This is a genomic window from Hyphomicrobiales bacterium, assembly GCA_039973685.1.
GTDB lineage: Bacteria > Pseudomonadota > Alphaproteobacteria > Rhizobiales > JACESI01 > JACESI01.
In genome coordinates, this window is the sequence record JBDWKL010000036.1 from 1 (window position 1) to 26,751 (window position 26,751).

The 26,751-nt window shown below is 48.5% G+C and carries 25 protein-coding genes and 1 other RNA gene; 8 read left to right on the plus strand and 18 right to left on the minus strand.

Going from position 1 to position 26,751, the window contains the following annotated elements; translation table 11 throughout:
* The 9 genes from ABJO30_09610 to ABJO30_09650 all read right to left on the minus strand — a co-directional run.
* Nucleotides 1-1,922 (minus strand): Clp protease N-terminal domain-containing protein (locus ABJO30_09610; protein MEP3233069.1); only part of this gene is annotated, 1,922 nt, incomplete at its 3' end.
* A gap of 193 nt (nt 1,923-2,115) precedes the next feature.
* Nucleotides 2,116-3,252, minus strand: a complete 1,137-nt coding sequence (locus ABJO30_09615) for an HD domain-containing phosphohydrolase (protein MEP3233070.1) — start codon at nt 3,250-3,252, stop codon at nt 2,116-2,118.
* A 77-nt stretch (nt 3,253-3,329) separates the two neighbouring features.
* The gene (locus tag ABJO30_09620) at nt 3,330-4,463 is read right to left on the minus strand and encodes an HD domain-containing phosphohydrolase (GenBank protein MEP3233071.1); all 1,134 of its coding nucleotides are present in this window, start codon (nt 4,461-4,463) and stop codon (nt 3,330-3,332) included.
* A 145-nt stretch (nt 4,464-4,608) separates the two neighbouring features.
* A complete protein-coding gene (locus ABJO30_09625) occupies nt 4,609-5,205 on the minus strand; it encodes a DUF4167 domain-containing protein (protein ID MEP3233072.1) in 597 nt (198 codons plus the stop codon).
* Nucleotides 5,206-5,510: 305 nt separating this feature from the next.
* Complete coding sequence (prmC, locus tag ABJO30_09630) at nt 5,511-6,386, minus strand: peptide chain release factor N(5)-glutamine methyltransferase (GenBank protein ID MEP3233073.1); 876 nt, start codon at nt 6,384-6,386, stop codon at nt 5,511-5,513.
* Nucleotides 6,387-6,397: 11 nt separating this feature from the next.
* A complete protein-coding gene (gene prfA, locus ABJO30_09635) occupies nt 6,398-7,471 on the minus strand; it encodes a peptide chain release factor 1 (GenBank protein MEP3233074.1) in 1,074 nt (357 codons plus the stop codon).
* A gap of 54 nt (nt 7,472-7,525) precedes the next feature.
* The gene (gene ptsP, locus ABJO30_09640; GenBank protein MEP3233075.1) at nt 7,526-9,787 is read right to left on the minus strand and encodes a phosphoenolpyruvate--protein phosphotransferase; all 2,262 of its coding nucleotides are present in this window, start codon (nt 9,785-9,787) and stop codon (nt 7,526-7,528) included.
* A 30-nt stretch (nt 9,788-9,817) separates the two neighbouring features.
* Nucleotides 9,818-11,059 (minus strand): aspartate kinase, encoded by a 1,242-nt coding sequence (locus ABJO30_09645; GenBank protein MEP3233076.1) that lies wholly within the window; start codon nt 11,057-11,059, stop codon nt 9,818-9,820.
* Between the two features lie 155 nt (nt 11,060-11,214).
* Entirely contained in the window at nt 11,215-12,408 is a 1,194-nt protein-coding gene (locus tag ABJO30_09650; GenBank protein MEP3233077.1) for a methyl-accepting chemotaxis protein, read from the minus strand.
* A gap of 147 nt (nt 12,409-12,555) precedes the next feature.
* On the opposite strand from ABJO30_09650, the gene ABJO30_09655 reads away from it, so the two are divergent.
* The 5 genes from ABJO30_09655 to ABJO30_09675 all read left to right on the plus strand — a co-directional run bounded on the left by ABJO30_09655 (nt 12,556) and on the right by ABJO30_09675 (nt 15,202).
* The gene (locus ABJO30_09655; protein ID MEP3233078.1) at nt 12,556-13,530 is read left to right on the plus strand and encodes a threonine/serine dehydratase; all 975 of its coding nucleotides are present in this window, start codon (nt 12,556-12,558) and stop codon (nt 13,528-13,530) included.
* A gap of 17 nt (nt 13,531-13,547) precedes the next feature.
* Nucleotides 13,548-13,916, plus strand: a complete 369-nt coding sequence (locus ABJO30_09660) for a Lin0512 family protein (GenBank protein ID MEP3233079.1) — start codon at nt 13,548-13,550, stop codon at nt 13,914-13,916.
* A complete protein-coding gene (locus tag ABJO30_09665; protein ID MEP3233080.1) occupies nt 13,913-14,260 on the plus strand; it encodes a Lin0512 family protein in 348 nt (115 codons plus the stop codon). Before ABJO30_09660 ends, ABJO30_09665 begins: the two co-directional genes overlap by 4 nt.
* A 193-nt stretch (nt 14,261-14,453) precedes the next feature.
* Entirely contained in the window at nt 14,454-14,708 is a 255-nt protein-coding gene (locus ABJO30_09670) for a helix-turn-helix domain-containing protein (GenBank protein MEP3233081.1), read from the plus strand.
* Nucleotides 14,709-14,812: 104 nt separating this feature from the next.
* Nucleotides 14,813-15,202 carry a hypothetical protein gene (locus ABJO30_09675; protein ID MEP3233082.1) on the plus strand — a complete coding sequence of 130 codons (390 nt, stop codon included), beginning with the start codon at nt 14,813-14,815 and terminating at the stop codon, nt 15,200-15,202.
* 65 nt (nt 15,203-15,267) lie between these two features.
* On the opposite strand, the gene ABJO30_09680 is transcribed toward ABJO30_09675, so the two are convergent.
* The 3 genes from ABJO30_09680 to ABJO30_09690 form a co-directional block, all read right to left on the minus strand.
* The gene (locus tag ABJO30_09680) at nt 15,268-15,894 is read right to left on the minus strand and encodes a TRIC cation channel family protein (GenBank protein MEP3233083.1); all 627 of its coding nucleotides are present in this window, start codon (nt 15,892-15,894) and stop codon (nt 15,268-15,270) included.
* A gap of 97 nt (nt 15,895-15,991) precedes the next feature.
* Complete coding sequence (locus ABJO30_09685) at nt 15,992-16,630, minus strand: glutathione S-transferase family protein (protein ID MEP3233084.1); 639 nt, start codon at nt 16,628-16,630, stop codon at nt 15,992-15,994.
* 54 nt (nt 16,631-16,684) lie between these two features.
* Nucleotides 16,685-18,286, minus strand: coding sequence for a GMC family oxidoreductase N-terminal domain-containing protein (locus ABJO30_09690; GenBank protein ID MEP3233085.1), 1,602 nt, complete (start codon nt 18,284-18,286; stop codon nt 16,685-16,687).
* A 299-nt stretch (nt 18,287-18,585) separates the two neighbouring features.
* Here ABJO30_09690 and ABJO30_09695 point away from each other — a divergent pair, with 299 nt between their 5' ends.
* Nucleotides 18,586-19,977 (plus strand): MFS transporter, encoded by a 1,392-nt coding sequence (locus tag ABJO30_09695; GenBank protein ID MEP3233086.1) that lies wholly within the window; start codon nt 18,586-18,588, stop codon nt 19,975-19,977.
* Between the two features lie 29 nt (nt 19,978-20,006).
* Here ABJO30_09695 and ABJO30_09700 read toward each other — a convergent pair whose 3' ends face one another.
* From ABJO30_09700 to ABJO30_09725, 6 genes are all read right to left on the minus strand, one after another.
* Nucleotides 20,007-21,215, minus strand: a complete 1,209-nt coding sequence (locus tag ABJO30_09700; GenBank protein ID MEP3233087.1) for an aminotransferase class V-fold PLP-dependent enzyme — start codon at nt 21,213-21,215, stop codon at nt 20,007-20,009.
* Nucleotides 21,216-21,246: 31 nt separating this feature from the next.
* Nucleotides 21,247-22,068, minus strand: coding sequence for a TIGR00282 family metallophosphoesterase (locus ABJO30_09705; protein MEP3233088.1), 822 nt, complete (start codon nt 22,066-22,068; stop codon nt 21,247-21,249).
* Nucleotides 22,068-22,679, minus strand: a complete 612-nt coding sequence (locus ABJO30_09710) for a 5-formyltetrahydrofolate cyclo-ligase (GenBank protein MEP3233089.1) — start codon at nt 22,677-22,679, stop codon at nt 22,068-22,070. Before ABJO30_09710 ends, ABJO30_09705 begins: the two co-directional genes overlap by 1 nt.
* Nucleotides 22,680-22,710: 31 nt before the next feature.
* A non-coding RNA gene (gene ssrS / locus ABJO30_09715) (6S RNA) lies at nt 22,711-22,872 on the minus strand.
* A gap of 73 nt (nt 22,873-22,945) precedes the next feature.
* Nucleotides 22,946-23,350: a cell division protein ZapA gene (locus tag ABJO30_09720; GenBank protein MEP3233090.1), complete on the minus strand. Its 405-nt coding sequence runs from the start codon at nt 23,348-23,350 to the stop codon at nt 22,946-22,948.
* A gap of 19 nt (nt 23,351-23,369) precedes the next feature.
* Nucleotides 23,370-23,672: a DUF4164 family protein gene (locus ABJO30_09725; protein ID MEP3233091.1), complete on the minus strand. Its 303-nt coding sequence runs from the start codon at nt 23,670-23,672 to the stop codon at nt 23,370-23,372.
* A gap of 493 nt (nt 23,673-24,165) precedes the next feature.
* Between ABJO30_09725 and tkt the strand changes: the two genes are divergently transcribed.
* Together tkt and ABJO30_09735 are read left to right on the plus strand one after the other, a co-directional pair.
* Nucleotides 24,166-26,139, plus strand: coding sequence for a transketolase (gene tkt, locus ABJO30_09730; GenBank protein ID MEP3233092.1), 1,974 nt, complete (start codon nt 24,166-24,168; stop codon nt 26,137-26,139).
* Between the two features lie 77 nt (nt 26,140-26,216).
* On the plus strand, nt 26,217-26,751 hold a 535-nt coding region (locus ABJO30_09735), incomplete at its 3' end, for a glyceraldehyde 3-phosphate dehydrogenase NAD-binding domain-containing protein (protein MEP3233093.1).

Below are 26,751 nucleotides of genomic sequence, written 5' to 3' on the forward strand. Positions count from 1 at the left end.
TCCATGAACTCAGACATATCGACACGCACCATCGCAGTCTCATCATCAAACAAGAAGGTCGCCAGCGCTTTGGTAAGCTCCGTCTTACCAACACCTGTTGGGCCTAAGAACATAAACGAGCCAATTGGACGGTTAGGATCTTGCAACCCTGCCCGCGCACGACGCACAGCAGTGGATACGGCATGAACCGCCTCGCCTTGACCAACAACGGTCTTGCCAAGCTCATCTTCCATGCGAAGTAATTTTTCGCGCTCACCTTCCAGCATTTTATCGACTGGAATACCTGTCCAACGCGAGATTACATGGGCGATATTTTCAGGTGTCACGGCTTCATGCACAAGCTCATTCTCCCGCGCATCGCCTGCGGCTTCAACCTCACTAAGCTTTTTCTCAAGCTCAGGTATCAAACCATATGAAAGCTCACCCGCTTTCGCTAAATCGCCCGTGCGTTGCGCACGTTCTAATTCAATGCGGGCGTGGTCCAGCTCTTCTTTCAGTTTTTGAGCATCTGAAAGAGACGCTTTTTCTGATTCCCATTTGGTTGTGAGCGCAGCTGCGTCTTCTTCTAGTGCGGTTAGCTCATTTTCAAGCGCACTCAAACGATCTTTAGAGGCAACATCTGTCTCCTTACGAAGCGCCTCGCGTTCAATTTTCAATTGAATGATCTTGCGGTCCAACTCATCAAGCGCTTCTGGCTTAGAATCAACCTGCATCCGCAACCGTGAACCCGCCTCATCCATCAAATCGATCGCCTTATCTGGCAAAAAACGGTTTGTGATGTAACGATTAGATAATGTAGCAGCAGAAACTAGCGCGCTGTCGGTGATTCTTACACCGTGGTGCAGCTCATATTTCTCTTTAATACCGCGCAAAATCGAGATTGTGTCTTCCACCGTCGGCTCATTAATGAAAACGGGCTGGAACCGACGCGCAAGGGCTGCGTCTTTCTCGACATATTTTTGATATTCATCAAGCGTGGTCGCCCCAACACAATGAAGTTCGCCACGTGCAAGTGCCGGTTTCAAAAGATTAGACGCATCCATCGCGCCATCTGATTTACCAGCGCCGACCAAAGTATGCATCTCGTCAATGAAAAGCACGATATCGCCATTGGCAGATTGCACTTCATTCAACACAGACTTCAAACGCTCTTCAAATTCACCGCGATATTTTGCACCCGCAATCAAAGCGCCCATATCCAGCGCCTGCAATTGCTTGTCCCGCAAGCTTTCAGGCACATCGCCATTGATGATCCGCAGCGCCAAGCCTTCGGCGATCGCTGTTTTGCCAACGCCCGGCTCACCGATCAGCACCGGATTGTTTTTCGTGCGACGTGAGAGCACCTGAATGGCACGGCGAATTTCTTCGTCACGACCAATCACCGGATCAAGTTTTCCGTCCCGCGCATCTTGAGTGAGATCACGTGCGTATTTTTTCAGTGCTTCATAGGCGTTTTCAGCGGTCGCACTATCAGCCGTACGCCCTTTGCGTATATCATTGATCACTGAATTAAGCGCTTTCGGCGTTACACCACTCTTTTTGAGAATTGACGCCGTGGCCGCTAGCTTTTCCATCGCGAGCGCCAAAAGCAAACGCTCAACGGTAACGAAGCTATCGCCCGCCTTTTTCGCGATGTCTTCTGCTGTTGAAAAAACCTTGGCGATTGGCTGGCTCATATACATCTGGCCATTGCCGCCGCTTACTTTTGGCAGTTTGGCAAGGGCAGCTTCCACGCCAAGAAGAGCCGTTTTGGGATCACCGCCAGCCTGTTCGATCAAGCCACTGGCAAAACCTTCGCGGTCATCAAGCATCACTTTAAGCAAATGCTCAGGCAAAAATTGTTGATGTGATTGGCCAAGCGCATACGTCTGGGCAGATTGAATAAACCCCTGCGCGCGCTCTGAATACTGTTCCATGTTCATAAAGTGAACTCCTAAAGTCTGCTGCTTTATTTCTCACTGCGGAGCAAACAAAGACATTTCAAACCACCGGCCTCCCTCATGGACAACCGCACCCCTCCCAAAAATGGCAAGGGACGATTAAGATATGGGAATTTGCGAAGTCGTTTTCAACCAAACAACAAGCGCACTCCACTCTATCTTCCCGTTCTATAAGTTATGCAACAGTTCGATTTAAACGTGTTACGAGATCATTTGTGTTTTGGCTAAGAGCAATTGGCTCAAATGCTCGCACAACATCCTGATCAAGTTTACCGCCCATTTCCTGTAAGACAGCATAGGCTTGTTCTGGCGGCAACGAACGTTTGTAGGATCGCGCCTCAATTAATGCTGAGAAAATATCAATAACAGTCATCACGCGAACAATATCTGGAATTTCAGACGCGCCAAGCCCATCTGGATAACCAGAGCCATCCAAATATTCATGGTGGCTACGCGCGACCATCGCGATTTCGTGTCCAAGATCAGGATTTTTAGCGAGAATTTCGTAACCCTCAACCGGATGCTTACGCATCGTCCTTAACTCGGCATCAGATAGTTTTCCCGGTTTATCCAAAATTTTGAGCGGTGTTTTGGTTTTACCAATATCGTGAACAAGCGCTGCAAGCGTCAATCGCTCTTTATCTTCATGGCCCATGTTAAAGACAAGACCAAAGGCTGCTGCGAAACCAGTAACAACCATGACATGCTTATAGGTAAATGAGGAATGCGTCCGAACAGCTGCCAACCATGTGTTCATATCAGCTGATTCAAGCGTCCGAACAACATCCCGCGTGGTTGTGTTCAGTTCAGCCGTTGGCAACAGCCCACCGCGTAAAATCGAACTTGATATACCATCGAAGAGATCTGAAATCATCAGCGATGTTGCCGCTGCTTTCTTTTCAGGCGTGTTCGCAGCAATATACGACACAACATCGGCTTCGTTTTCGCAAATATCTGTTATTTTTTCGATTAATGCGCCGCTCACTAGCGGGCGGGCTACAGTATGCTTCGCTCTTAACGCATTTATTTGAGATTCAGCACGATGATCCCTGCGGTCGACCGGATAAATTGTATGCGGCTCATGACCGACAGACTTATGAATGCTTTTCAAACGATTGATATTTTCAACGTTAGCAATATCGACATCAAAAATAAGAATATGAACACCCAGCAAATCATTGCTTTGCAGGCTTTCCCAAGCAAACAGCTCGATATCAATCACAGAAGCCACAGCCGGCATAATGCTTACGGCATGCGTTTTGTCATCCGTTACGAATGCTGCTTTGATTGAAAATTTAGTGTTTTGCCCCATTAAACGCACGCCTAGTTCACTCTTACGGCGGGAGAGTAAGAGCAAAAGACGAAAAAAAACTTAAATTATTTAATTTTTTAGGCCGCTGTCTTTCTGATTTTCTTAATCATCTCGTGAGACGCATTATCATAGGCGATTGGTTCAAACCCACGAACGATTGCCTGGTCCAACTTCGAGCCCATGCTTCGCAACATTTTGTAAGCTGTATCCATCGGCAATGATGCTTTGTAAGACCGCGCCTCTATCAATCCGCAAAAAATATCAACGACCGTCATGATGCGCACAATATCGGGAATTTCATCCCCACGCAGTCCGTCCGGATAACCACTTCCATCCAACAGTTCATGATGATTGCGTACAATCATGATCAGCTCATCATCAAAACTGCCATCTTTTTCTAGCAGTTCTGCGCCCTTTACCGCGTGCTCACGAACAATTTCCGTCTCGTGTTGCGTCAGTTTTCCAGGCTTGTGGAGAATTTTACCAGGTATGAAAATCTTGCCAATATCATGCAGCATCGCCCCTAGAGTAAGCTTGCTTGCATCTTCCTGCGCCATGTTGAACCGCGTCGCAAAGAGTGCTGCAAATCCGGTTACAATCATAACGTGACGATAGGTATATGAAGAATGTGACCGCACAGCTTTCAGCCATGTGTTCATATTTCCATTACGCATCGACGCAATAACATTCTCGCAATTAATATGGATTTCGTCCAAAGGAAGAGGTCCACCACGGCGTGCGGCAATGGTAACCGCATCCATCATATCTGCTATTTTGATACAGGTATCTGATGCAAATTCAATCGGCTCTTTTTCCGATTGTATATTGATATGCGTAACATCAAGAAGTGTTTTGGAAAGTTGCGTTACATTTATAGGGCGCGCAATCGTGCTAACGGCCCCTAATGCATGAGCCTGTGTTACCTCTACACGACTAGATTTATCAGTCGCAAAAATGAGTTGCCCCGTAAATTGTGATGTTTTGAGGACATCACTTAGCTGACTGGCAATGCTTGGGTGTTTGAGATCTAAGCTTACAATAACGATGTCAAAGGCTGTAAGATCAGCGGCGTCGATAAACTCCCAGACGATCAACTCAATTGAAAGATCGCTGCTTAGCTCCGCCAAAACACCTAAGGCAGATAACTTATCTTCAGCAATAAAAGCTGCTTTTACATTGTTGAAATTCAAGTCCGCAACTGCCCAGTACACTCTAGTTACTAAAGAATACCACTCTATTATTAATGAAACACTTAATAAGAACTGTAAAATGGCGGAAACATAGATATTCTAGCGCGCTATGCAGCAAAAGCATGGCGATAAAGTCATAGATTTAAAGTTAGTCAACAGACAAAGTCTATTCGTTAAGTAAAAATGCCGGAGGATTGTCAGCGATACTCTCGCTCACATCTGCTGGTTTTGCTTTTACTTCCACATCGCCCTCTTCGCTTGCACGAGCGCGAGGCTTACTTGGCGGTCTACGGCGACGAGGTCTTGGTTGCTCGTCTTGATTGCGCGTATCGCCATTTTCAGAGGCTGCGGCATTTCCATTTGCTGACGATCCATTGACCGGCACATCACCCATGGATGGCTGAGGCTCTTCACCAGATGGAGGCGTCGGTTGAGCACCACCGTCAACAGAAGGTTGCTCGCTTTGGCCACTTGCAGCAACCTGTTGGCGCCGTTCTTCATCACGCGCCGCACTTTGCTGTGCCTGTGCTGTCATGATGATACGGTTATAGTGTTCTGCATGCTGGAAATAGTTTTCCGCAGCAACGCTATCACCAGAAGACAAGGCATCGCGGGCAAGCGTCAAATATTTTTCAGCCACATGCTGCGCCGTGCCGCGCACTTTCACATCTGGACCGTTGCTCTCATAAGAACGTGTGAGAGGATTAGGGCTCTTACGTCCACCGCGACCACGACCACGATTATTTTTATTATTCTGCCTCATACACGGCTCTCTTCATGTTAAATCTACGTTCCTCGATCACTGCTTAAAAGTGACGACAGAACAAAACTGTTTTTTCTTGAGTTTAAGAATTTTTCACTTGGCCTACATCAAAGGTGCTGGTCAGATTGGTCCCTTATCAAAAGCACTTCTCACCTGCGCTATTAGCTCATACAAGGTGCTGTGATTGTGCGGGACATAAAATTGGTGTCACTCTAAAACAAGAATGTGATCACCTTCACAAACCACGTTACTCATTTCCCACCGTATTTCCAAGCGATTTATCCACAAACCCCATGACTTTTAAGTTATTTTTGTGATTTTTTGACCATTTTCACAATACGAGGCACATCAGACAGATCAAAAATCGGCTGAACATCCTCAAAACCTATCTCTTTGGCCAATGCCATCACCTGTGCTTGTTGGTCAAATCCATGTTCAAACAGGCAAATTCCATCCTCACGAATTGCTTGATAGCACCACGGCGTAAGCGCTCGGTAAGCATCTAACCCATCTTCGCCACCAAAAAGAGCCCGCGCAGGGTCATGCTCCTTCACCCCATCACCAAGGTTTTGAAGGTCATCATCGCGTATATAAGGCGGATTTGAAACGATCACGTCATAGGTTCCTTCAAGAGCAGAACCATAATTTGAAATCATGGGCTTAAAGCGTTTTTGCACACCCTGCCGTTCAGCATTTTGTACCGCCATATTCAGCGCTTCTTGGCTAATATCAGAACCGATGCCAATTGCATTCGGCAACTCTGTCAAAAGGCTTGTTAAAATGGCGCCGCTACCCGTACCTATATCAACGATAGTAAGCGCTTCACCTTCTCGGCCTTGCCCTCGCGCCCACTCAAGCACGATTTCAACAATACCTTCCGTTTCTGGGCGTGGTATCAGCGTGTCGTCATTAAGATCGAAGCGCAGACCCCAAAATTCACGATACCCCTGAATACGGGCAACAGGTTCGCCCAATGCACGGCGTTCAATTACGTCATGAACCAAAGCACAGCCTTGATCATCTATAATTAGGTCGGGATTAGTGACAGGGGCATGACTGGAAAAATCAAGCGCATGGCATAAAAGCAGTCTTGCATCCAAGTCTGGCGTCGCGAATGAATGGGATGAAAGCGCATTGCGAAGCGTTTGCCGACACTCAGCATAGAGCGTGCCAAGCTTCATGCTCAACGCTCTTATTCCTCGTTCGTGGCAGCAAGGAGCGTTGCTTGGTGGTCTGTAATCAACGCGTCCAAAAGTTCATCAAGCGCTTCACCCATGAGCACTTTTTCAAGTTTATAAAGCGTCAAATTGATCCGGTGGTCAGAAACACGCCCCTGCGGGAAATTGTAGGTTCTAATCCGCTCAGAGCGGTCGCCTGAACCCACTTGGCCTTTACGGGAATCAGCGCGCTCTTTGTCCGCTTTTTGGCGTTCCGCATCAAACAATCGAGCCCGTAGTTCTTTCATCGCATTGGCGCGGTTTTGGTGTTGTGACTTTTCGCTCGAGGTTACAACAATACCGCTTGGTTCATGGGTAATTCGAACCGCACTATCGGTTGTATTAACGTGCTGCCCGCCAGCGCCTGATGCCCGCATTGTATCAATACGAATATCTTCAGTACGGATTTCAATATCAACTTCTTCCGCTTCAGGAAGAACGGCAACGGTTGCTGCTGATGTATGCACGCGGCCACCTGATTCTGTTTCTGGCACCCGTTGCACACGGTGAACGCCCGATTCAAATTTCAAACGCGCAAACACACCTTCACCGGAAATATTGGCAACAGCCTCTTTAAAGCCACCAACGTCGCCGTCATTCATGGTCATGACATTAAATTTCCAACCCTGTACGGCGGCATAGCGCTCATACATGCGGAATAAATCACCTGCGAATAAAGCCGCTTCATCACCGCCCGTGCCTGCGCGGACTTCGACAATCGCATTCTTTTTATCGGCGATGTCTTTGGGCAGCAATTGAACTTGAATTTCTGCGGTGAGCGCGTCAATTTTCTCGCGAAGCTCAGGCATTTCAGCTTCAGCCATTTCCTTCATTTCAGCGTCCGTGTCACCATCCGCCAGCATTTCCGCCAGATCAGCAAACTCGTTTTGTGAATCCTTCAATTCCCTGATGTTGTTTACAACAGGCTCAAGGTCCGAAAACTCCTTCGACAATTTCACATAAATCTCAGGCTCTGGACTTTCAGCCATCTGCGCCATGATGTCATCGGCGCGAGCAACAATTGAATTAATTTTTTCATCTGAAAGCATAGGGGTTCATTTCTGAAAGAAAGCAGAGATTAAAGGCGCAGCGGATGTTGTTCGCTACAAAGGAATATCGTGTGTTTGAGCAAAGCGCGTCAAGCGCTCTCTCAATGTCTCATTATTTGGCCCACTCATAAAAGCGTCAACTTCTGCCTTGAGCGTTTCAAGGTTGGTTTCAAGAACCGCTGCTTTGACAGGACCAATTGATGAAGGGTTCATGGAAAGCGAGCGATAGCCGAGGCCAAGCAATGCCAAAGCTTCAATTGGCTGTCCGCCCATTTCGCCACACAGCGTGACAGGCTTTCCAGCCTTCGTACCTGCATCAACAATAGATTTCAGCGCACTCATATTTGCTTTGGTCAAACTATCAAAACGGCCAGAAAGCTTCATATTGCCGCGGTCACAAGCCGTCAGGAATTGCAACAAATCATTGGAACCGACAGAGGCAAAATCGACGATTTCAAACAGTTCCTCCATCTGCCAAAGCAGAGATGGCACTTCAATCATCACGCCAAAGCTCACCTTAGATGGCAATCCACGGCCGTGGCGGGAGGCATGTGCAATTTCTTTTTGAACAAGCTGCTTTGCTTCGCGAGCCTCTTCGACCTCAGTGACCATCGGGATCATCAAACGCAATTCGCGATTGCGAGAGGCATGAATGAGTGCCCGCACTTGAACTCTAAATAGACCCGGTCGATCAAGTCCAAGACGAATAGCGCGCCAGCCCATTGCAGGGTTTTCTTCTGACCCCATCCGCATGTAAGGCAAAATCTTATCACCGCCAATATCAAGCAAACGGAAGGTGACCGGCTTGCCTGCTGCGCGGTTTATAACGGCTTCATAAAAATCTTGCTGCTGGGTCAATCGAGGCAAGCTTGAAGCGATCATAAACTGGAGCTCAGTCCTGAAAAGACCAACGCCATCTGCCTTTGTTGTCTCTAGGTTTTCCATATCAATGCCAAGACCAGCATTGAGGTTAAGATCGATCCGCGTACCATCTCTGGTGACAGGCTCAACGTTTAAAAGTTCAACATAACGCTCTTGGCGCTTCGCCCGCATACGCACCTTATCGGCATAGGCAGCCTCAACGTCACTGGCAGGTCTCAGGTGTACTTCGCCCGTATCACCATCAACAATGATTGCTTCGCCAGCATCAAGCAGCGTCAAAACATCTTCGGCTTGTCCGGCAGTCGGAATACCAAGAGCACGCGCAACAATCGTCACATGGCTGGTCGGCGCGCCTTCTTCCAGAACAAGGCCGCGCACTTTTTCAGGATCATAATCCAGAAGATCAGCCGCACCCATTGTTCTAGCAACGATGATTGCGTCGCTAATATCATCCGTATCAACGCCGTCAGATTTACCCATCAATTGACGAAGCAGGCGATAAGCCAGATCATCAAAATCGTGCAGGCGTTCTTTTAAATAAGGATCTGACTGGCGCAACATCCGTGCGCGCATATCACTTTGTACTTTTTCAACGGCAGCTTCCGCGGTGAGGCCATTACCAATTGCCTCTTCCATCTTGCGAACCCAACCGCGATCATGGGCAAACATGCGGTAAGCTTCCAGCACTTCACGGTGTTCGCCTGTTGCCGCGATATCGCGTCGTGACAACATATTATCAACCGACAAGCGCAGATCATTCACCGCCGCATCAAGGCGCTGCATTTCCGTGTTGGAATTTTCGCTAATAAGGTTGGTTACAACCACACGCGGTTCATGCAAAACCACATGACCAAGGCCAATACCCTCAGCAAAACCCAAGCCTGAAATTGTCATCGAGCGCAGCCGGTCTAATTCAGTCTGATTAGACAGCAAGCCCTTGAGCTCTTCACCGACAATCATTTCGGCAAACACCATTGCAATGGTTTGAAGCGCTTCGACTTCTTCTTCTGAATAAACACGGTGAGCGCGGTTTTGGACGACTAAAACGCCAAGCGTGCTACCTGCTCGCAAGATCGGCACACCCAGAAACGCGTTATAGATTTCCTCGCCAGTCTCCGGCAAATAGGCGAAGGCTGGGTGCGTTTGCGCATCTGATAAATTAAGTGGTGAGGCTGTTGAGGCGATCAGACCAACAAGACCTTCCCCAATTTTCAGCGTGACCGAGTGAACCGCTTCGGCTTTCAGGCCTTCTGTTGCGAAAAGCTCAAGACAACCATCAGAACGCAAGACATAGATAGAGCAGACCTCGGCCACCATGTTCGAGGCAATCTGATTCACAATCTTGTTCAACCGATCCTGTGGTTGTATCTGCTCCGCCATAATTTCGCGCAGGCTGCGCAGCAAGATACGAGGACCAGCGGGTCCAGGCCGCATGTAACGTTCCTCAATTTGAGATTAGGATAACTAATCAGCGTCCAGTCCGTACACACTATGAAGTGTGCGCACTGCAAGCTCCGTATACGCTGCATCAATCAAAATGGAAATCTTAATTTCCGAAGTTGTGATCGCAATAATATTGATGTTCTTTTCTGAAAGGGCTCTAAAAGCAGTCGCCGCGACACCCGCATGCGAACGCATACCAATACCGATAACGGACACTTTGACCAAATTCTTATCGCCGCCAACATCTGTAAAGCCGGCTTTATTTAATGTTTCGATTGAACGTTCAAAATCACCAGATGGAACTGTAAAAGTAATATCTGTTGTATCGCCGCTTTCAGAGACGATTTGCACAATCATATCAACATTGACGTTGGCATCAGCAAGCGGGCCAAAAATATCTGCCGCAACTCCCGGCGTATCAGCAACACGACGCAGAGAAATTTGCGCTTCGTCTTTTGCATAAGCGATGCCAGTTACCAGTTGCTGTTCCATGATTTCATCCTCATCACAAATCAAAGTGCCAGGCGGAAAACTTGCATTCACAATCGACGGATCATCCGGATCAGTAAATGAAGACCGCACAAAGGTCCGCACATTTTTAATATGCGCCAATTCGACCGAACGCACTTGTAAAACTTTAGCGCCTGACGACGCCATTTCTAACATTTCTTCAAAAGACACACGCTCAAGGCGCTGCGCTTTTTTCACGATACGCGGGTCCGTCGTATAGACACCATCTACATCTGTATAAATATCGCATCTATCTGCATTAATTGCCGCAGCAATCGCAACCGCTGTTGTATCAGACCCACCGCGACCAAGGGTCGCAACACGACCTTCAGGCGAAATACCTTGAAATCCTGCGATGACAGCGACTTGGCCAAGCCTAAGACGTTCATCGAGTTTATCTGAATCGATATCCTCAATGCGCGCCGCGCCATGCGAACTATCCGTTTTAAGCGCAATCTGCCAGCCAAGCCATGACCGCGCATCGACGCCCATAGATTGAAGGGTGATCGCAAGAAGGCCCGAAGACACTTGCTCACCAGAGGCAACAACGCTGTCATATTCACGCGCGTCATGCATGGGTGCTGCTTGTTTGCATAAATCGACAAGGCGATTGGTTTCGCCAGACATTGCGGAAACGACAACGGCCACTTGATGCCCAGCATCAACTTCACGCTTAACATGGCGTGCAACACGACGAATTCGGTCGAGATCGCCGACGGATGTTCCGCCGAACTTCATAACCAATCTTGCCATCTTACCCACTCACCTAGTGTTCGAAATTCATGTTTTCGCTCATGATTTAGCCACAGGCCACTCATGAGCAAGGCGCATAGTTTGCGCTCATGCCAGCCTAATAAAGACAAATCTCGAAATGATCAACCAGTGGGAGTAAAGAACTCTGACTACTTTTAGGCGATTGATTTAACGCCTTCTTGAACAAGGGCTGTAATTTTGCCAGTTAATTCTTCTGCATTCTTATTTACTTTGCCTGCGACATTTTCAATTTCGGCAATTGCGCCCTTGTTTGCAGAAACAACACCTTGCAGTTCACCCATGTGGGTCACAATCTCACCAACAACCCCGCGCTGCTGAGAAACTGCGCTTGCTGTATCCGTCGACATTTCGGAAATTTCGCGGATAGAAGCCGTAATTTTCTCAATCGCTTGAGCCGCAACAGAAGAGACATTTCGCACATCTTCAATTTGGCTGCTAATTTCAGCTGTCGCGTTGGCTGTTTGTTGCGACAAAGATTTCACCTCAGACGCAACAACGGCAAACCCACGGCCAGCTTCACCCGCACGGGCGGCCTCAATCGTTGCATTAAGAGCAAGCAGGTTCGTTTGATCTGCAATCGCTTGAATTGTTGCAGCAAACGTTTCAATGCGCTCGACGGCTTCAGATAATTCGGAAACTTTAGCTTCAGCTTCTGCAGCAACCGTACTGGCGCCACCACATTTTTCAGCGGCAACATTGGTGCGCCCTGCAATTTCATTGATGGAGGCAGACATTTCTTCCGTTGCAGAAGAAACAGCGGCGGAAAGTTCAATTGCCCCTTCAGCGCCTTTTGCGATGCCTTCGCAACTGTGGCTCAGTGTCGTCGATGCGCCACCAATCTCAGTACCAGCCGCGGCCAATTCACTTGCCACACGATCTTGATAGGCGGCGAACTCGCTATGTATTTTCTTTTCAGCTTCTTTCAATTCCGTGACATCGTTACCTGCGGCGATTATCGCCCCATCTTCACGTACGATCCGGTCGATACACATCGCCATGCCATTAGGGAACGACATTTCTAAGCCAACACACCCAGCTACAACGAGTTGATAACGTTTTTGAATTTCCGCATCGATATCACCTGCAAATTTGCTTTTCGTCAAAAAGGCACGAAGCATTTCCGTCATGTGGACGGGATTGGGTAAATCAGCATTTACGTTCAAATAATTTGCCCAAAAAGCCTTGTTCGCAAAAACGACATAGTGATCTGCATCAATGAAAGCGATACCATGACGCATTATATTCATCATAGATTCGTAGAATTCAGTGCGGTCTACATGCGCATTAGCTTCATCAATAGCAGTGTCTTTTTTCTTTTTAGCAAACATAACATCAAATCCAGAGGTGAAAATTATGGTTAATAAAATCATACAAAGGTTAATATTCTTAAAAAATCTGCCAATTTGATTGGTCACAAGCATATTTTGCAAATAAACAAATTACTCTCTTAAACCCTCGCTCACAGATTGGTTCGGATGACAAATTTCCCTACGTATCAAAACGTCATCGATGCACGAACCATCATCCAAGGCGACCTTGTAAAAACACCTATCGCACCGCTGACATCTGATCGGCTTACACATCTACTACCCGAACGCTCATCGGCCTTTATTAAGCTGGAACACCTCCAACAAGCTAGTTCCTTTAAAGCACGCGGCGCTTTTATCGGTATGTCGCAATTATCCAAACAACAAAAGAATGCAGGCGTGGTCACAGTAAGTGGTGGAAACCATGCGCTTGCAATTTCATGGGCAGCTAGCAAACTAAGCATAAGCGCCAAAGTCGTCATGCCAAGCCACGTTGACCCCGTGCGCATTGAAGGTTGCAAGGCTCTCGGTGCGACAGTCGTCTTGGTTGAAACCATCAAAGACGCCTTCAGCACCATGGGACAAATCGCGGAAGATGAAGACCGCACCATCATGCACCCGTTTGAAGGCGAACATATGACACTCGGTTCCGCCACATGCGCGGCAGAGTTTTTAGAAGCCTACCCTGATCTTGATGCGTTAATCGTGCCTATTGGCGGCGGCGGGTTAATCAGTGGCATGAGCCTTGCCGCCAAACTGCACAATCCGAATATACACGTTTTTGGCGTTGAGCCCTTTGGCGCGGACGCAATGTTTCAAAGCTTCCAAACAGGCGAAATTACAACTCTTGAAAAAGTCGACACCATCGCAGATAGCCTTGGTTCTCCGATGACTGCGCCTTATTCCTTGGCCTTAGCGCGTGCTCATGTTGATGAGATCGTACGCGTCACTGACGATGAGCTACGTACTGCAATGAGTCACATGATGGATGGTCTAAAGATACTCGCGGAACCCGCCTGTGCTTCATCCCTTGCAGCCCTGATCGGCCCGTTGCATAAAACATTAGAAGGCAAAAAAGTTGGCATAATCGCTTGCGGCTCCAATATCAGTATTGAGCGTTTCCAAAAGCTCACGACTAATTAAACAGAAAGACACACCTCATGGCCTTAAAACGCATGGTTCTTGAACTCGGTATGGGTACCGATATTAGAGGCGAAGATTATACCAAAGCCGCCATCCGCGCTTTGTCAAACGCGCTGCGGCAAAACTCGCTCACCATTGCTGATGCTTTCAATGTGCCACGGGAAGATATGCATGTGAAAATCATTATCGGCGCACAGAAACCGGACCAAGTGGACAAGCAAGCCGTTGCCGAAACCCTGCCTTATGGCCAAGCAGAAGTAAGCGTTGAACTGGGTGGCCTTGATACGCTGAAAGCCAACGGGGAATCTTCGACAATCATGGTCAACGCCGCCGTCGTGGTTTATCTCGACCTGCCCGAGGACAAAGACTGGAGGGTTGCATCATGAGCGAACTCAAACAAATCATTTTGGAAATGGGCGTCGGTGTTGATCTATACGGTTCAGATTACACGAAGGCTGGAAAACGCGCAGTGCAAGACGCGATTCATCACTCATCCCTCACCTTTTTTAAAACGCTCGGCCTCGACCCAAACGCCATGGAAATCGAACTAACCTTGGCAGCGAATGAACCAGAAAAAATCGACCTCGACCTCGTTGCAAAAGAACTGCCGTACGGCACCGTTTCACCACGCGGGGTGAAAGGTGGACTGAACGTCTATGACGAAGTCACAGAGCGCACCACGGTGATTGTGAATGCGGGCATTGTCGTTCGTTATCGGTTGGCAGAGTGAACCCGCGGCTAGTATTTTAAAGCCCAAACTTTCAATCAATTTGATGACTTAAAACCGATGCTACCCAACAGGCAGCATGTCGGCATTACGACATGCGCATCCTAAAATGTCGCATTTATTTGCAATCATGGCGCAAATAAACTATACGACATGTACATTGTCGCAATTAGAACAGCAATAAGGATGCTCATTTATGCCCTCAACTAACATGACGACGAAGACTGGAGACTTTGATACCCTTGGTGGCCGTTTGAGCCGAGCCAGAGCCATTCAAAACTCATCCTTGTCCGAAGTTGCAGAATTAGTGGGCGTAGAAGATGAGACCTTAGAAGCATGGGAACATGACCGCGCAACGCCGCGTTCTAACCGTCTGACAATGCTTGCCGGCATTCTTGGTGCCAGCCCATCATGGTTGCTTTTCGGTCGCGGCGCATCTCCTGCCAGCTAAACCGAACGCATAATTAGAGTTCGCTCAACCTTTAGAGAATAGCTTCCCAATTTCACACGCCAATTTGATTGGAAGCGCAAGCTCAACCTTGCTATCGCAATACCATGCGTACCCTTATTCTAACATCGCTCCTTATCCTCACCCCTCTCGCCGCATTAAGCGAAGAGGCCGTCGATAAACGAGAAGCGTTTTACGGTATTTGGGGCACAAAAAAACAATGCGCACGCGAGCCTTTCAAAAAAGGCGGCACCGTGCGCGCCGCACCCTATGTCATCACCCCGCAATGGGTGAAGCAAGGCAACCTTTGGTGCAGCCTCAACTGGGGCCCGGTGGAAAACAGTCCAACTGGAAAACAAACCGCCGCCAACGCCCACTGCGGCGAAGACAGTGTTCGCAGCTACTTTTTGGGCTTTAAATTAAAAGACGAGAAGCTAACCCTACGCTGGGATTTTTTGCGAGCCAATGGGCCCTTGGAGCAGTGTGTGGGTGGGTAGGGTTTGCAAATCCATCAGCTAGAACCAACAGCTTTGATTTTACCTAAAACGCTTTCGTTCGCATCTCAGTTTTTGGTGCTTTTATACACGACCAGAAATCTGCAAATGACCATCAAAACAAACGCCAATATCGAAATGACGACGTCAGACATGTAATCTTTGCCAATGGCGTAAAAAAGCCCGCCGAGCAGCGAAATTGTTGCGTAAAGGTCTTGTTTTAAAATTGTTGGTTGCAGCCCCGAAAGCACGTCGCGAAAAATTCCGCCCGCGACCCCTGTGATACAACCAAGCACGACGGCACTCGCAATGGGCAGGCCAACATCCAATGCGACCTGCACACCAATGATCGTGAAAAGGCCAAGGCCGATTGCGTCTAAATAAAGCAGCAACCTCAAGCGTCGTCCCCCACCTTTTTGCAGCCTGTTGGCTAGAAAAAATGTCAAAAGACCAACAGGTACAGCCGTTGACAGATAGGTTAAATCATTCAGCCAAAAAACGGGGCTTGCACCGATAAGCAGGTCTCGCAAAGTGCCGCCACCAACGGACACCACGACTGCCAATACGGTAGCACCAAACGGATCAAAGCCTTGGCGCACCCCTTGAATGGCGGCAGAAGCTGCCATCGCGGCCGTGGCCATTACCGTTAAAATTAACGTAAGAGAAGTTAAATTAGATAAAGAAACCCAGTCCATATTTTAAATATTGTCCTTACGCTGGTACAGGTTGCGCTCATTGAAAATCGAGCTGAATGAAATTTTTACCTGCTTTATCGTCAAGAAAGCAGGGCCATCAATATTCCGGATTATCAATCCAAGTCTCATAAACGGCCTGAACTGACGGGCGTTGTTTTACCTTGTTGGCGATGCGTTCGACGTTTCGAAATTCGCTGAGATCAGGGTGTCCCTTTGCAGGGCGTAGCCATGTGGTTAGCATGAATAGGTAGATGTCGGCGGCACTGAATTGATCACCGAGCAACCATTCGTTCGAACCAATTTGATCATCAATCACCTGCCATGTCTCACGAAGACGGCGGTTGCCGCGTTGTTGGGCGCTGGGTTCTCCGTCGGGCGTATCCGCAAACCGATCTGGATAATAAGTCAGCTGATAGGCATTTTGCACCGCGTTTGAGAAGTAGACCAGCGTTTGCAAATAAAGCGCGCGGGTCTGGTCATTCGCGTTAGGGCCAAGTTTGGCTTCAGGATGGCGATCACTAAGGAAAATCGTGATCGCGGCCGCTTCATACATTGCACCGCCATCCCACGTTAAAACAGGAACCCAGCCGTTGGGATTGATCGCTAGTTGTTCAGCTGGGCGGGGGGTGTCTTTATCCACCGTGGTTTCAATCAGCTCGTAGGGCGCGCCAATCTCTTCCAATAAAACCCGCATTCCCATTGAGGCACTTTTTTGTGCATAGAAGAGTTTGTACATCTAAGCGACCTTCTCGCGTTTAAAATCTAATCAACCATAAGCCAATTTCGTACATCACCCCAGCATCATGCCCGCCGCTTTTTCCGCGATCGCCATCACAGGCGCATTGGTGTTGCCTGACGTAATTGTCGGCATGATCGAGGCATCGGCGACCCGCAAACCTTCCAGCCCATGCACGCGCAGTTGATCATCCACCACGGCCATATTGTCTGATCCCATTTTCAACGTGCCGACTGGATGGAAGATCGTTGTTGCAATATCACCCGCCGCTTTGGCGAGTTCTTCATCTGAGGCGATATGCGTGCCGGGCTTAAATTCTTCCGGCTGAAATTCTGCCATACGGTTGGTCGCCATGAGGGCGCGCGCGTGGCGAATGCTATCGGCGGCGACGCGTTTATCTGCTTCTGTTGAAAGATAGTTCGGGCGAATGTCTGGCGGCACGGTTGTGTCTTTAGAGGTGATCGAAACTGCACCTCTGCTTTCTGGCCGCAAGTTACAAACCGATACCGTGATCGCAGGGAAATCGTGCAGCGGGTCACCAAATTTTTCGAGCGACAAGGGCTGCACATGATATTCAATGTTTGCCGTTTCATAGCTTGGGTCAGATTTCGCAAAAATACCAAGTTGGCTCGGTGCCATCGACATGGGGCCAGAACGGTTGAATGCATATTCAGCCGCAATTTTGGCTTTACCCCAAAGGCTTGCTTGGCGCTCGTTTAGGGTTTCACACCCTGTCACTTTAAACGCGGTTCTAATTTGCAAATGGTCCTGCAAGTTCTGCCCAACACCTGCAAGCTCATGCGCCACATCAATGTCGAAAGAACGCAGTAATTCGGCTGGCCCAATGCCAGAACTTTGCATAATGCGCGGGCTACCGATAGCGCCAGCTGCCAGCACCACTTCACGGGTTGCAGACGCCGTACATGGTTCACCCTTTACGGTGAAATTCACACCCGTCACGCGCTTACCTTCAAGGGTTAAAACTTCCGTGTCAGCATGGGTGATAACGCGCAGGTTTGGCCGGTTCATCACAGGTTTCAAAAACGCATCTGAAGCACTCCAGCGACGGCCACGCGATTGGGTCACTTCGAAATAGCCAGACCCCAAATTGTCGCCATCATTAAAATCATCAACCAAAGGCAGATCAAGCTCTGTTGCCGCTTCCCGCACAGCATCCAAAACGCCCCAATGAAGGCGCTGCTGTTCAACGCGCACTTCACCGCCCTGCCCGTGAAATTCATCGTCGCGGGTGTGGTGGTCTTCTACTTTCTTGAAGAGTGGCAAAAGATCATCCCAACCCCAGCCAACATTGCCAAGCTGTCGCCATTGGTCAAAGTCGCGCGATTGGCCTCGCATATAAATCATGCCGTTGATGGAAGAGCAGCCACCCAGCACTTTGCCACGTGGATAACCAAGCGCACGTCCATTCAAGCCTGGCTCAGATGCAGTATTATAAAGCCAATCGGTACGGGGATTGCCAATGCAATAAAGATAGCCAACCGGAATTTTTATCCAGTGATAATTATCATTACCGCCCGCTTCTAAAAGCAGCACCTTGTTGGATGGGTCCGCACTCAATCTGTTGGCAAGCAGGCACCCAGCGGTTCCAGCGCCCACAATAATAAAATCCCAAGCACCCAAGTCTTTACGGTTCATAGCTATTTTGATCTCTCACTCATCGAAGCGTTAACATCAGACACATAAAGGCGTAAATCAAGCCGTTAAGTTTCGCGTCCATGACGAATTATTCGAAACAGCCAAACCGTCCTCTTATTGCGCCTAAATTTGCAGGGTTTTAAAATAACATGAGGAATTACCTTCGGCCATGAATTCAGCCATTAATATTTGCTTGTAATTCACTGGTAGAAATCCCTATATGCAGATCAATCTTCTAAATCTTAACCTACGTTCGGGCCCGTTCAGAAAACGGACGTTTTCAAAAGCATTGCACCCCTGTGGCCAATAAATCTGACTCTCTGACAATCACCCAGTTTCGGCCGCTTGCCGCGCTGATGGTTGGGTATGCGTGTTTGATGCTTGCGGGCGGTATGAACAGCCTGATTATTCCAATCAGAGGCGGCAGCGAGGGCTTTTCATCCCTCGCCCTTGGCCTGCTTGGAACCAGTTGGGCATTCGGATTCATTATTGGCGCGTTTTACGTCCCCTCAATGGTTTTAAGAGTTGGCCATGTGCGTGTTTTCAGCGTCATGGCTTCAATGGCAACTTTGGCTGTCATTATCTCGCTCATTGTGATTGACCCTATCGTGTGGATACCCATGCGGGCGGCGGCTGGTTTTTGCTTTGCTGGAACCGCCATGATTGTTGAAAGCTGGGTCAATGAGCGCACCAATTCACAAACACGCGGCAAAGTGTTTGGCGTTTACACAATGGTCAATTTAAGTGCCACCACGGCAGGCCAAATGCTGTTGGTAACAGGTGATACATCTGGCCCGATCTTCTTTCTCATAGCGGCGATCTTCTACACAATCGCGATTATCCCACCTGCCTTGTCAGTTCGAACGAAACCGCAACCCTTGCAAAAAGCATCTTTTGATGTGCCTGCATTGTGGAAGAACTCTCCCTCTGCTGTGGTTGCGATCACTTTGATTGGCATTTCCAACAGCGCCTTTGGTTCATTGGGTGCCGTCTTTGCACAACGCCTTAACCTCGATATCGCAACGATCGCGACCTTTATGAGTGTTACTATTTTGGCGGGGGCATTGGTTCAAATTCCAATTGGCTATCTATCAGACCGATTTAACCGCCGTATAATTTTGGTTATTCTCGCTGCTGGGGCTGCCTGTATCGATGTGTTTTTCTTGCGCATATCACAACCAAGCACAACGGCGATGCTCATTGCTGGTGCGGTGTTTGGCGGTGCGATCTATTCTTTGCCGCCTGTCGTTATGGCGCACGCAAACGACCACGCTGATAAGAACCGTTATCTTCAAACCAGCGGGGGCATGCTGTTATTATTTGGAGGTGGTTCAATTCTTGGCCCATTTTTCGCAGGCTTAATCATGCTGACATCAGACACAAAGGGCCTGTTCATCATTACCCTTTGGGCGCATTTGACTATCATCATCTATGTCATTTGGAGACTACTCCAGCGCCGTGATGTTGCGCGCGAAGACAAGAGTAAGTTTTCACGATTTGAGCCGGGGCGCGTGGTTCTGCAACCAAACGCGCTATCAATTACGAGCTTCGGATTAGAAGACGACCGCAAGCGCGACGTGCCGCATATGCCAGATCGTATTTTAGAGGCCTTTGATAAGCCTGCTTCAGTTGATGAACGAACAGAAGTTCACAAAAACCTACCCAGCGACGACACCCACGGCGGCTGGTAGCTTCTATCTAAATATTGGTGCCTATATTATTAGGCCGAATGTTGCGCGAGCACACGGCTTGCCGCTTCTAGCGCCCCATTACCATGGGTGATTTTTTCAGCTTTCAACGCCGCATCAATAGCGCCTAATGCACCCATAACCATAGGCAAATTTTGATGCCCCATATGGCCGATGCGGAAATGGTTATCCCACCCCTCCGTGCCGGGTAATCCAAAGCCAAGGCCAATACCGAGCGTGACGCCAGCATGATGTTCGCTCCATTGGCGAACGCGTGTCGCCTCGCCAAGTCCAGTTTCTATGGCTGAGACCGCATGGCTGCGTTTTTCAGGATCGGTAACATTGTGCTTAAAGTGAGCCTTAGGTGCATTACCCCACGCATCAATAGCTGCCCAAATCGCATTCGCAATTGTTTTATGGCGGGCCCATACGGCCTCAATACCTTCTTCATGGACCAACATATCCAAAGCTTCACGCAACCCATAAAGATGATGGGTTGGCGCTGTTCCACAAAATTGTTGATAGTAAATCTTGCCATCAACCCGCGTTTTCCAATCCCAGTATTCGCTAGGGTCACAACGCTTTCTCGCTTCCTTTGCTTTGTCGTTGAAAAACACGAAAGCAAGACCTGCTGGTGTCATCAAACCTTTTTGGCAGGCCGTCACCATAACATCGACGCCCCACGCATCCATTTCGAAACGATCGCAACCGAGTGAAGCGATGCAATCAACCATCAACAAAGCCTCATGGTCGGCTGCGGTAATGGCTGCTCTGAGCGCAGGAATATCATTGCGGATAGAAGAAGCGGTATCCACCTGCACACACAAGACAGCTTTAATAGCGCCCTCTTTATCAGCATTGAGCGCTTCGCTCACAGCGTGTAAACCGTGATCGGAAGACATGCCAAAATCCAGCACTTGGCATTCAACACCCAAGCTATCAGCCATCTCGCCCCAACCAAGGCCAAAACGCCCTGTTGCAAGCACCAAGACTTTATCGCCAGCTTTAAGCACATTGCGTAGAGCTGCTTCCCATCCGCCGTGCCCATTGGCGATATAAATCGCCGCTTCGCCATTGGTTTGGGCCACCGTTTTTAAATCAGGATAAAGCGACGCCGTTAAATCAATCAACGCACCTTCATAGATATTGGGTGAAGGCCGATGCATTGCATTAAGTACACGGTCAGGAATAACCGAGGGACCGGGGATAGCCATTAGGCTGCGTCCGAAATTTAAAGACATGGCATTATCCCTCTTTCATAAACCGAGTTGATCACCAAAAACTAGGAATGTGTTCGCGCAATCTAGGTCCAATACGAACCGGCTCAATAGCAACAGCTAACCCTGTGGTATCATCTGTATCAACAGCAACACCGCATAACGTCGCTGGACCAGGAGCTGCTTCCATGCGTTCACCAGGTAGTCTGGTCAAAAAGCGCTGTATTGGCGCTTCTTTCATCATACCAAGTGAACCATCATAATCACCGGTCATCCCTGCATCACTCATGTAGCCAGTGCCACCGTTCAAAATTTGATAATCGCTGGTCGGCACATGGGTATGTGTTCCAACGACAAGTGAGGCACGGCTATCCGCAAAATGCCCCATGCAAATTTTTTCGCTGGTTGCTTCTGCGTGCATATCAATGACCACCGCATCAACGTGCTCACCCATTGGGCAAGACGCCAAAGCTCTCTCGACGCATTGAAAAGGATCTTCGAGCGTTGGGTGCATGAAAACCTGCCCCATCACATTCATCACCATAACTTGCGCGCCATTTCGCGCACTAAACACACCGCTGCCCTTGCCCGGTGCACCCGCTGCATAGTTTGCAGGTCTCAAGAAATTATCGTGGCGGGTACAAAACTCAAGCGCCTCGCGCTGGTCCCAAACGTGATTACCAGTCGTCACCACATCAACGCCTGCATTGATAAAGCGGTTATGGATATCCTCAGTAATACCAAACCCACCAGCTGCATTCTCGCCATTAAGCACGACAAAATCGATGGCATGATCAGAAATCAAGTTCGGCAAGATTTTGTCTACGGCCTCACGCCCGCAACGACCAACAACATCACCGATAAACAATAGGCGCATTAATTCTCTCCAACGGCAGGGTTTTGATAAGCAATGCCATTTTTATAAGTCTTCTCTGGGGTCAAAATATAATCAAGTTTTATATCAAACCCATCTTGCGGCACCTGATCAACCATTTGTTGCTCAAAGGCAATACCGAAGGTTTTGGGCAGACGCCCTTTCGCCCGCAATTTTGCGATTGCACGGTCATAAAAACCCGCCCCATATCCAATCCGCCCACACTGCAAATCAAAGACTGCAAGCGGGACAAGCAAAATATCTGGATCGACGACCGCAGCATTGGCGCTTGGACCTTTGGTGCCGAAACCAGCATCAATCAGATCATCATCGTGATCATAGGCTCGAAACTCCAAGGTTGTCTTGTCCATCACAACAGGCAAAGCCAATTGCGCACCGCGCTGTTTCAACTCTTGAGTTAAATTATATGGGTTAATCTCAGAGCGGATCGGCCAAAAGCTCGACACCACTTTGCCCTTCACATCGCCGATAAGCTCAGTATGGTTTTGCAAAGAATGAGCCGCTTTGGTTTGGATATCAGACGACAATTGATCACGGATCGCAAGAACCTGTTCACGCAGGCCCTTTTTCAAAATTCTCAAACTGTCCGTCATTCAAGATTCCATAAAAGGCAAAAGCCGAAAAAAGTGAGCCACGACAACCGTTGGATGTTTATCAATGCCTGAAAACCTACATAGTAGGTGGGCGCCGTGAATGTCTAAGCCCACGAGCGAAGACAGGGACAGCTCCCGTTCAGATCATTAAGGCCCCTGGCATGAATTATCCTGACGCGAAGCGCAGCTCATTATCCATATAAGACTATTCAAATCAGATGGCTATCAACAAATTATTTGCTGTGACGATTTATTGAAATTTTCGCTTATCTAGTCGGCTTATCAGCATCGACAGTGGTTGGCTCGGAACCGCTGCCACCGTTCAGCTTATTGGTGAGAGCTGTAACGCGGTCTGTCACCTCATGCAGCGCACGCACCAACGTGCTCTCCGCACCATGATAACGCTCAATCAAGGCATTGCGGCTTTCTTTCAAGGTATCAACTTCAGCTTTAAGGCCTCTAACCTCTTGCTCATTTTCAGAAAGTTGGTCGGCCATCATAATGCCAGCCATGATAGCAAGACGCTGGTCCCCAACATCGCCAAAACCATCTTTCAGGGTTTGAATGGCTTCATCCATTTTCTGCCCGAGGCCACGCAAATGCTCCTCTTGGCCATCCTTGCAGGCCATTCGGTAGGTTTTTCCATCAATGATCACGCTTACATGCGCCATGAAATACCCGCTCTACTTCCTAATCGGCTTGAGATTCTATGATGGAACGTATTGTTTCCATCGCATTTACTAACCGTCGGGACACTTCTTTATTGGCCTCTTCTAATCGACCAGACCGCGCCTCAGCCCGATCCAATGATTGAGCAAGCCGCGAACGATCGAGCACAATGTCATCCATTTCACCATCGAGAGAAGACATGCGGTCTTTGTCATCAATATGACGCTCCACAGCAGATTCCAACCCATCCAAAGAAGACGCAAGCTGGCGTATAGCACCTTTTAAATCATCTTCTCTCAAATTTGTCGCCGTTTTCTCTGTCACTATTTCTATACTTTCAAAGTATTTATGCACCTAAGCGCCATGCCCACTAACCGTCAACACCTAGGCGCACCTTGGGCCAACAACACACAGAGATTTTTCAATCAGCACGAATGTTCCTTGTTAAAAGCGATGAGCAATCAACTCAACCAAGGTTATTTTATCAATGCACCGAATGTAAAGCGAACAAAATACTCAACCACAGGTATATGAGATACCTTCTTTACACGCCCCAATCGCAAAGAAAGCTGTTTTCCACCCCACAGGAACAAAACCACGTGGTTCCTACATTGACTCATAAAGGTGACCTGTTATGTATGCGCCGCAAACGAAAGTCTTTAACACACCGCAAGCTTACTTGTAATCGCTGATCCCTTCACTTGCCATCGTATTGGTTATGAGCATCCGCAACAAGTGTACTTTAATCGAGTTTTATGGCTCCTTCGGGTTAGCCTAAAACTATACGCTAGGCCCCTATTTCGGCGAAAATACAGATATGACTGACATCAAAAAAACTCAAAAGATGGCGAATGCAATTCGCGCGCTTTCAATGGATGCTGTTCAAGCGGCAAATTCCGGCCACCCCGGCATGCCAATGGGCATGGCAGATGTGGCGACTGTGTTGTTTACACAGTTCCTAAAGTTTGACCCTCGCGCGCCAAAATGGCCAGATCGGGACCGCTTCGTTCTGTCAGCTGGCCACGGCTCCATGCTGCTTTACTCTCTGCTTCACCTCACCGGCTATGAAGATATGACGCTGGAAGAGATTAAGAACTTCCGCCAGCTAGGCGCAAAAACCGCAGGCCACCCAGAATATGGCCACGCAACAGGCATCGAAACAACCACAGGCCCACTCGGCCAAGGCCTCTCTACGGCTGTCGGTATGGCTCTTGCTGAACGCGTCTTGAATGCGGAATATGGCGACGACATTGTCGACCACAACACATACGTTATCGCATCAGACGGCGATTTGATGGAAGGCATCAGCCACGAAGCAATTTCGCTGGCAGGCCACTATAAGCTTGATCGCTTGATCGTCTTGTTTGACGACAATGGCATTTCCATCGACGGACCAATATCTCTTGCCGAATCTGGTGACCAGACCAAGCGCTTTGAAGCTGCTGGTTGGGATGTTCAGACCATTGATGGACATGATCCAGAGGCGATTGCAAAGGCAATTCAGCAAGCACAAAATGAAACCAAGCCGAGCTTGATTGCTTGCAAAACAACCATTGGTTACGGCGCACCGACAAAAGCAGGCAAAGCCTCTTCTCACGGCGCACCACTGGGTGACGAAGAAATCGCAGGCGCAAGAAAGGCGCTTGGTTGGGATCATGGTCCATTCGATATTCCAGCCGACATCCTAGACGCATGGCGCATTGCAGGGCTTCGCTCAGGTCATTCCCGCGTTGATTGGGAAAAACGCCACGGCGCACTCGACGTTGAAGTCAAAGCTGAGTTCGACAGACGTTTTAACGGCGACATTGCAGGTACTTTGGCACCAGCAATTTCCAATTACAAACGCCAACTTGCAGAAGACCAACCAAAAGTCGCGACCCGAAAAGCATCTGAAATGGCGCTTGAAGTGGTCAACAGCGTTTTGCCTGAAACAATTGGTGGTTCTGCCGATCTAACCGGTTCTAACAACACGCTCACTAAGGGCATGATTGATATTACTGCCGACAATTACGGCGGGCGCTATATGCGTTGGGGTATTCGCGAGCACGGCATGGCTGCTGCAATGAACGGCATGGCACTGCACGGCGGTCTTATTCCTTATTCAGGTGGCTTCTTGATCTTCTCAGATTATTGCCGCGCCTCTATTCGTTTGTCCGCTTTGATGGGGATTCGTTCTATCCACGTTTTGACCCATGATTCCATCGGTCTTGGCGAAGATGGCCCAACACACCAACCTGTTGAGCACATGGCCTCCCTACGCGCGATGCCAAATCTCAATGTCTTCCGCCCTGCTGATGTGACGGAAACGATAGAATGTTGGCAAATTGCCATCGAAGCAAAATCAACACCAAGTGCACTGGCCCTTTCAAGACAAGGTCTACCAAGCGTTCGTGCTGATTTTAGCGAAGAAAACCTTTGTGCAAAAGGCGCTTATACGCTGGCTGGCTCTGAGAGCGATGCCGAAGTTGTGATCTTTGCATCTGGTTCAGAAGTTGAACTTGCCCTTGAAGCAAAAGAGCAATTGGATAAAATTGGCAAAGCAACACGTGTTGTCTCTGTGCCGTCCTTTGAACTGTTTGAACAACAAAGCGATGAATATAAATCAGCTCTTTTCGGCAACGAAACAATCCGTATCGCGGTTGAAGCTGGCGTCCGTATGGGCTGGGATCGTTTCATCGGGCATGATGGACATTTCATCGGCATGAATACATTTGGAGCAAGTGCACCGTATAAAGAAGTTTATGCGCATTTTGGTATCACAACAGAAGCGATTGTTAATGCAGCCCAATAAATTTTGACTTTTGGGAAATATTAACTCAAAACAACATTCAGTATTTTTTTCACCTCTCGAATTAAGGAAATCTGACCATGACAGTGAAAGTAGCTATCAACGGTTTTGGCCGTATTGGCCGTAACGTTCTACGGGCAATCATCGAATCTGGCCGTACCGACATCCAGGTTATTGCAATCAACGACCTTGGACCTGTCGAAACAAACGCACACCTTATGCGCTACGATTCAGTGCATGGCCGTTTTCCTGGTACCGTAACTGTTTCTGGTGACACAATTGACGTTGGCCAAGGCCCGATCAAAGTGACTGCGATCCGCGACCCGAAAGAATTGCCTTGGGGCGATGTTGATATTGCACTTGAGTGTACAGGTATCTTCACAAGCAAAGATTCTGCTGGTCAGCACCTTCAAAACGGTTCTAAGCGCGTGATCATCTCTGCCCCTGGCGGCAGCGATATTCCAACAATCGTTTACGGCGTAAACCACGACACACTCACTAAAGATGACCTCGTGATTTCAAACGCATCATGTACAACAAACTGCCTTGGCCCAGTCGCTTATGTGCTGCAACAAAATTTTGGCATCGAAAAAGGCTACATGACAACAATTCACT

What these genes read in the sequence shown, in the direction of transcription:
- ABJO30_09615 (MEP3233070.1), bottom strand. Translation starts at nt 3,252, where the DNA reads ATGGGGCAAAACACTAAATTTTCAATCAAAGCAGCATTCGTAACGGAT.
- ABJO30_09625 (MEP3233072.1), bottom strand. Translation starts at nt 5,205, where the DNA reads ATGAGGCAGAATAATAAAAATAATCGTGGTCGTGGTCGCGGTGGACGT.
- prmC (MEP3233073.1), bottom strand. Translation starts at nt 6,386, where the DNA reads ATGAAGCTTGGCACGCTCTATGCTGAGTGTCGGCAAACGCTTCGCAAT.
- prfA (MEP3233074.1), bottom strand. Translation starts at nt 7,471, where the DNA reads ATGCTTTCAGATGAAAAAATTAATTCAATTGTTGCTCGCGCCGATGAC.
- ptsP (MEP3233075.1), bottom strand. Translation starts at nt 9,787, where the DNA reads ATGCGGCCTGGACCCGCTGGTCCTCGTATCTTGCTGCGCAGCCTGCGC.
- ABJO30_09645 (MEP3233076.1), bottom strand. Translation starts at nt 11,059, where the DNA reads ATGGCAAGATTGGTTATGAAGTTCGGCGGAACATCCGTCGGCGATCTC.
- ABJO30_09650 (MEP3233077.1), bottom strand. Translation starts at nt 12,408, where the DNA reads ATGTTTGCTAAAAAGAAAAAAGACACTGCTATTGATGAAGCTAATGCG.
- ABJO30_09655 (MEP3233078.1), top strand. Translation starts at nt 12,556, where the DNA reads ATGACAAATTTCCCTACGTATCAAAACGTCATCGATGCACGAACCATC.
- ABJO30_09660 (MEP3233079.1), top strand. Translation starts at nt 13,548, where the DNA reads ATGGCCTTAAAACGCATGGTTCTTGAACTCGGTATGGGTACCGATATT.
- ABJO30_09665 (MEP3233080.1), top strand. Translation starts at nt 13,913, where the DNA reads ATGAGCGAACTCAAACAAATCATTTTGGAAATGGGCGTCGGTGTTGAT.
- ABJO30_09670 (MEP3233081.1), top strand. Translation starts at nt 14,454, where the DNA reads ATGCCCTCAACTAACATGACGACGAAGACTGGAGACTTTGATACCCTT.
- ABJO30_09675 (MEP3233082.1), top strand. Translation starts at nt 14,813, where the DNA reads ATGCGTACCCTTATTCTAACATCGCTCCTTATCCTCACCCCTCTCGCC.
- ABJO30_09680 (MEP3233083.1), bottom strand. Translation starts at nt 15,894, where the DNA reads ATGGACTGGGTTTCTTTATCTAATTTAACTTCTCTTACGTTAATTTTA.
- ABJO30_09685 (MEP3233084.1), bottom strand. Translation starts at nt 16,630, where the DNA reads ATGTACAAACTCTTCTATGCACAAAAAAGTGCCTCAATGGGAATGCGG.
- ABJO30_09690 (MEP3233085.1), bottom strand. Translation starts at nt 18,286, where the DNA reads ATGAACCGTAAAGACTTGGGTGCTTGGGATTTTATTATTGTGGGCGCT.
- ABJO30_09700 (MEP3233087.1), bottom strand. Translation starts at nt 21,215, where the DNA reads ATGTCTTTAAATTTCGGACGCAGCCTAATGGCTATCCCCGGTCCCTCG.
- ABJO30_09705 (MEP3233088.1), bottom strand. Translation starts at nt 22,068, where the DNA reads ATGCGCCTATTGTTTATCGGTGATGTTGTTGGTCGTTGCGGGCGTGAG.
- ABJO30_09710 (MEP3233089.1), bottom strand. Translation starts at nt 22,679, where the DNA reads ATGACGGACAGTTTGAGAATTTTGAAAAAGGGCCTGCGTGAACAGGTT.
- ABJO30_09720 (MEP3233090.1), bottom strand. Translation starts at nt 23,350, where the DNA reads ATGGCGCATGTAAGCGTGATCATTGATGGAAAAACCTACCGAATGGCC.
- tkt (MEP3233092.1), top strand. Translation starts at nt 24,166, where the DNA reads ATGACTGACATCAAAAAAACTCAAAAGATGGCGAATGCAATTCGCGCG.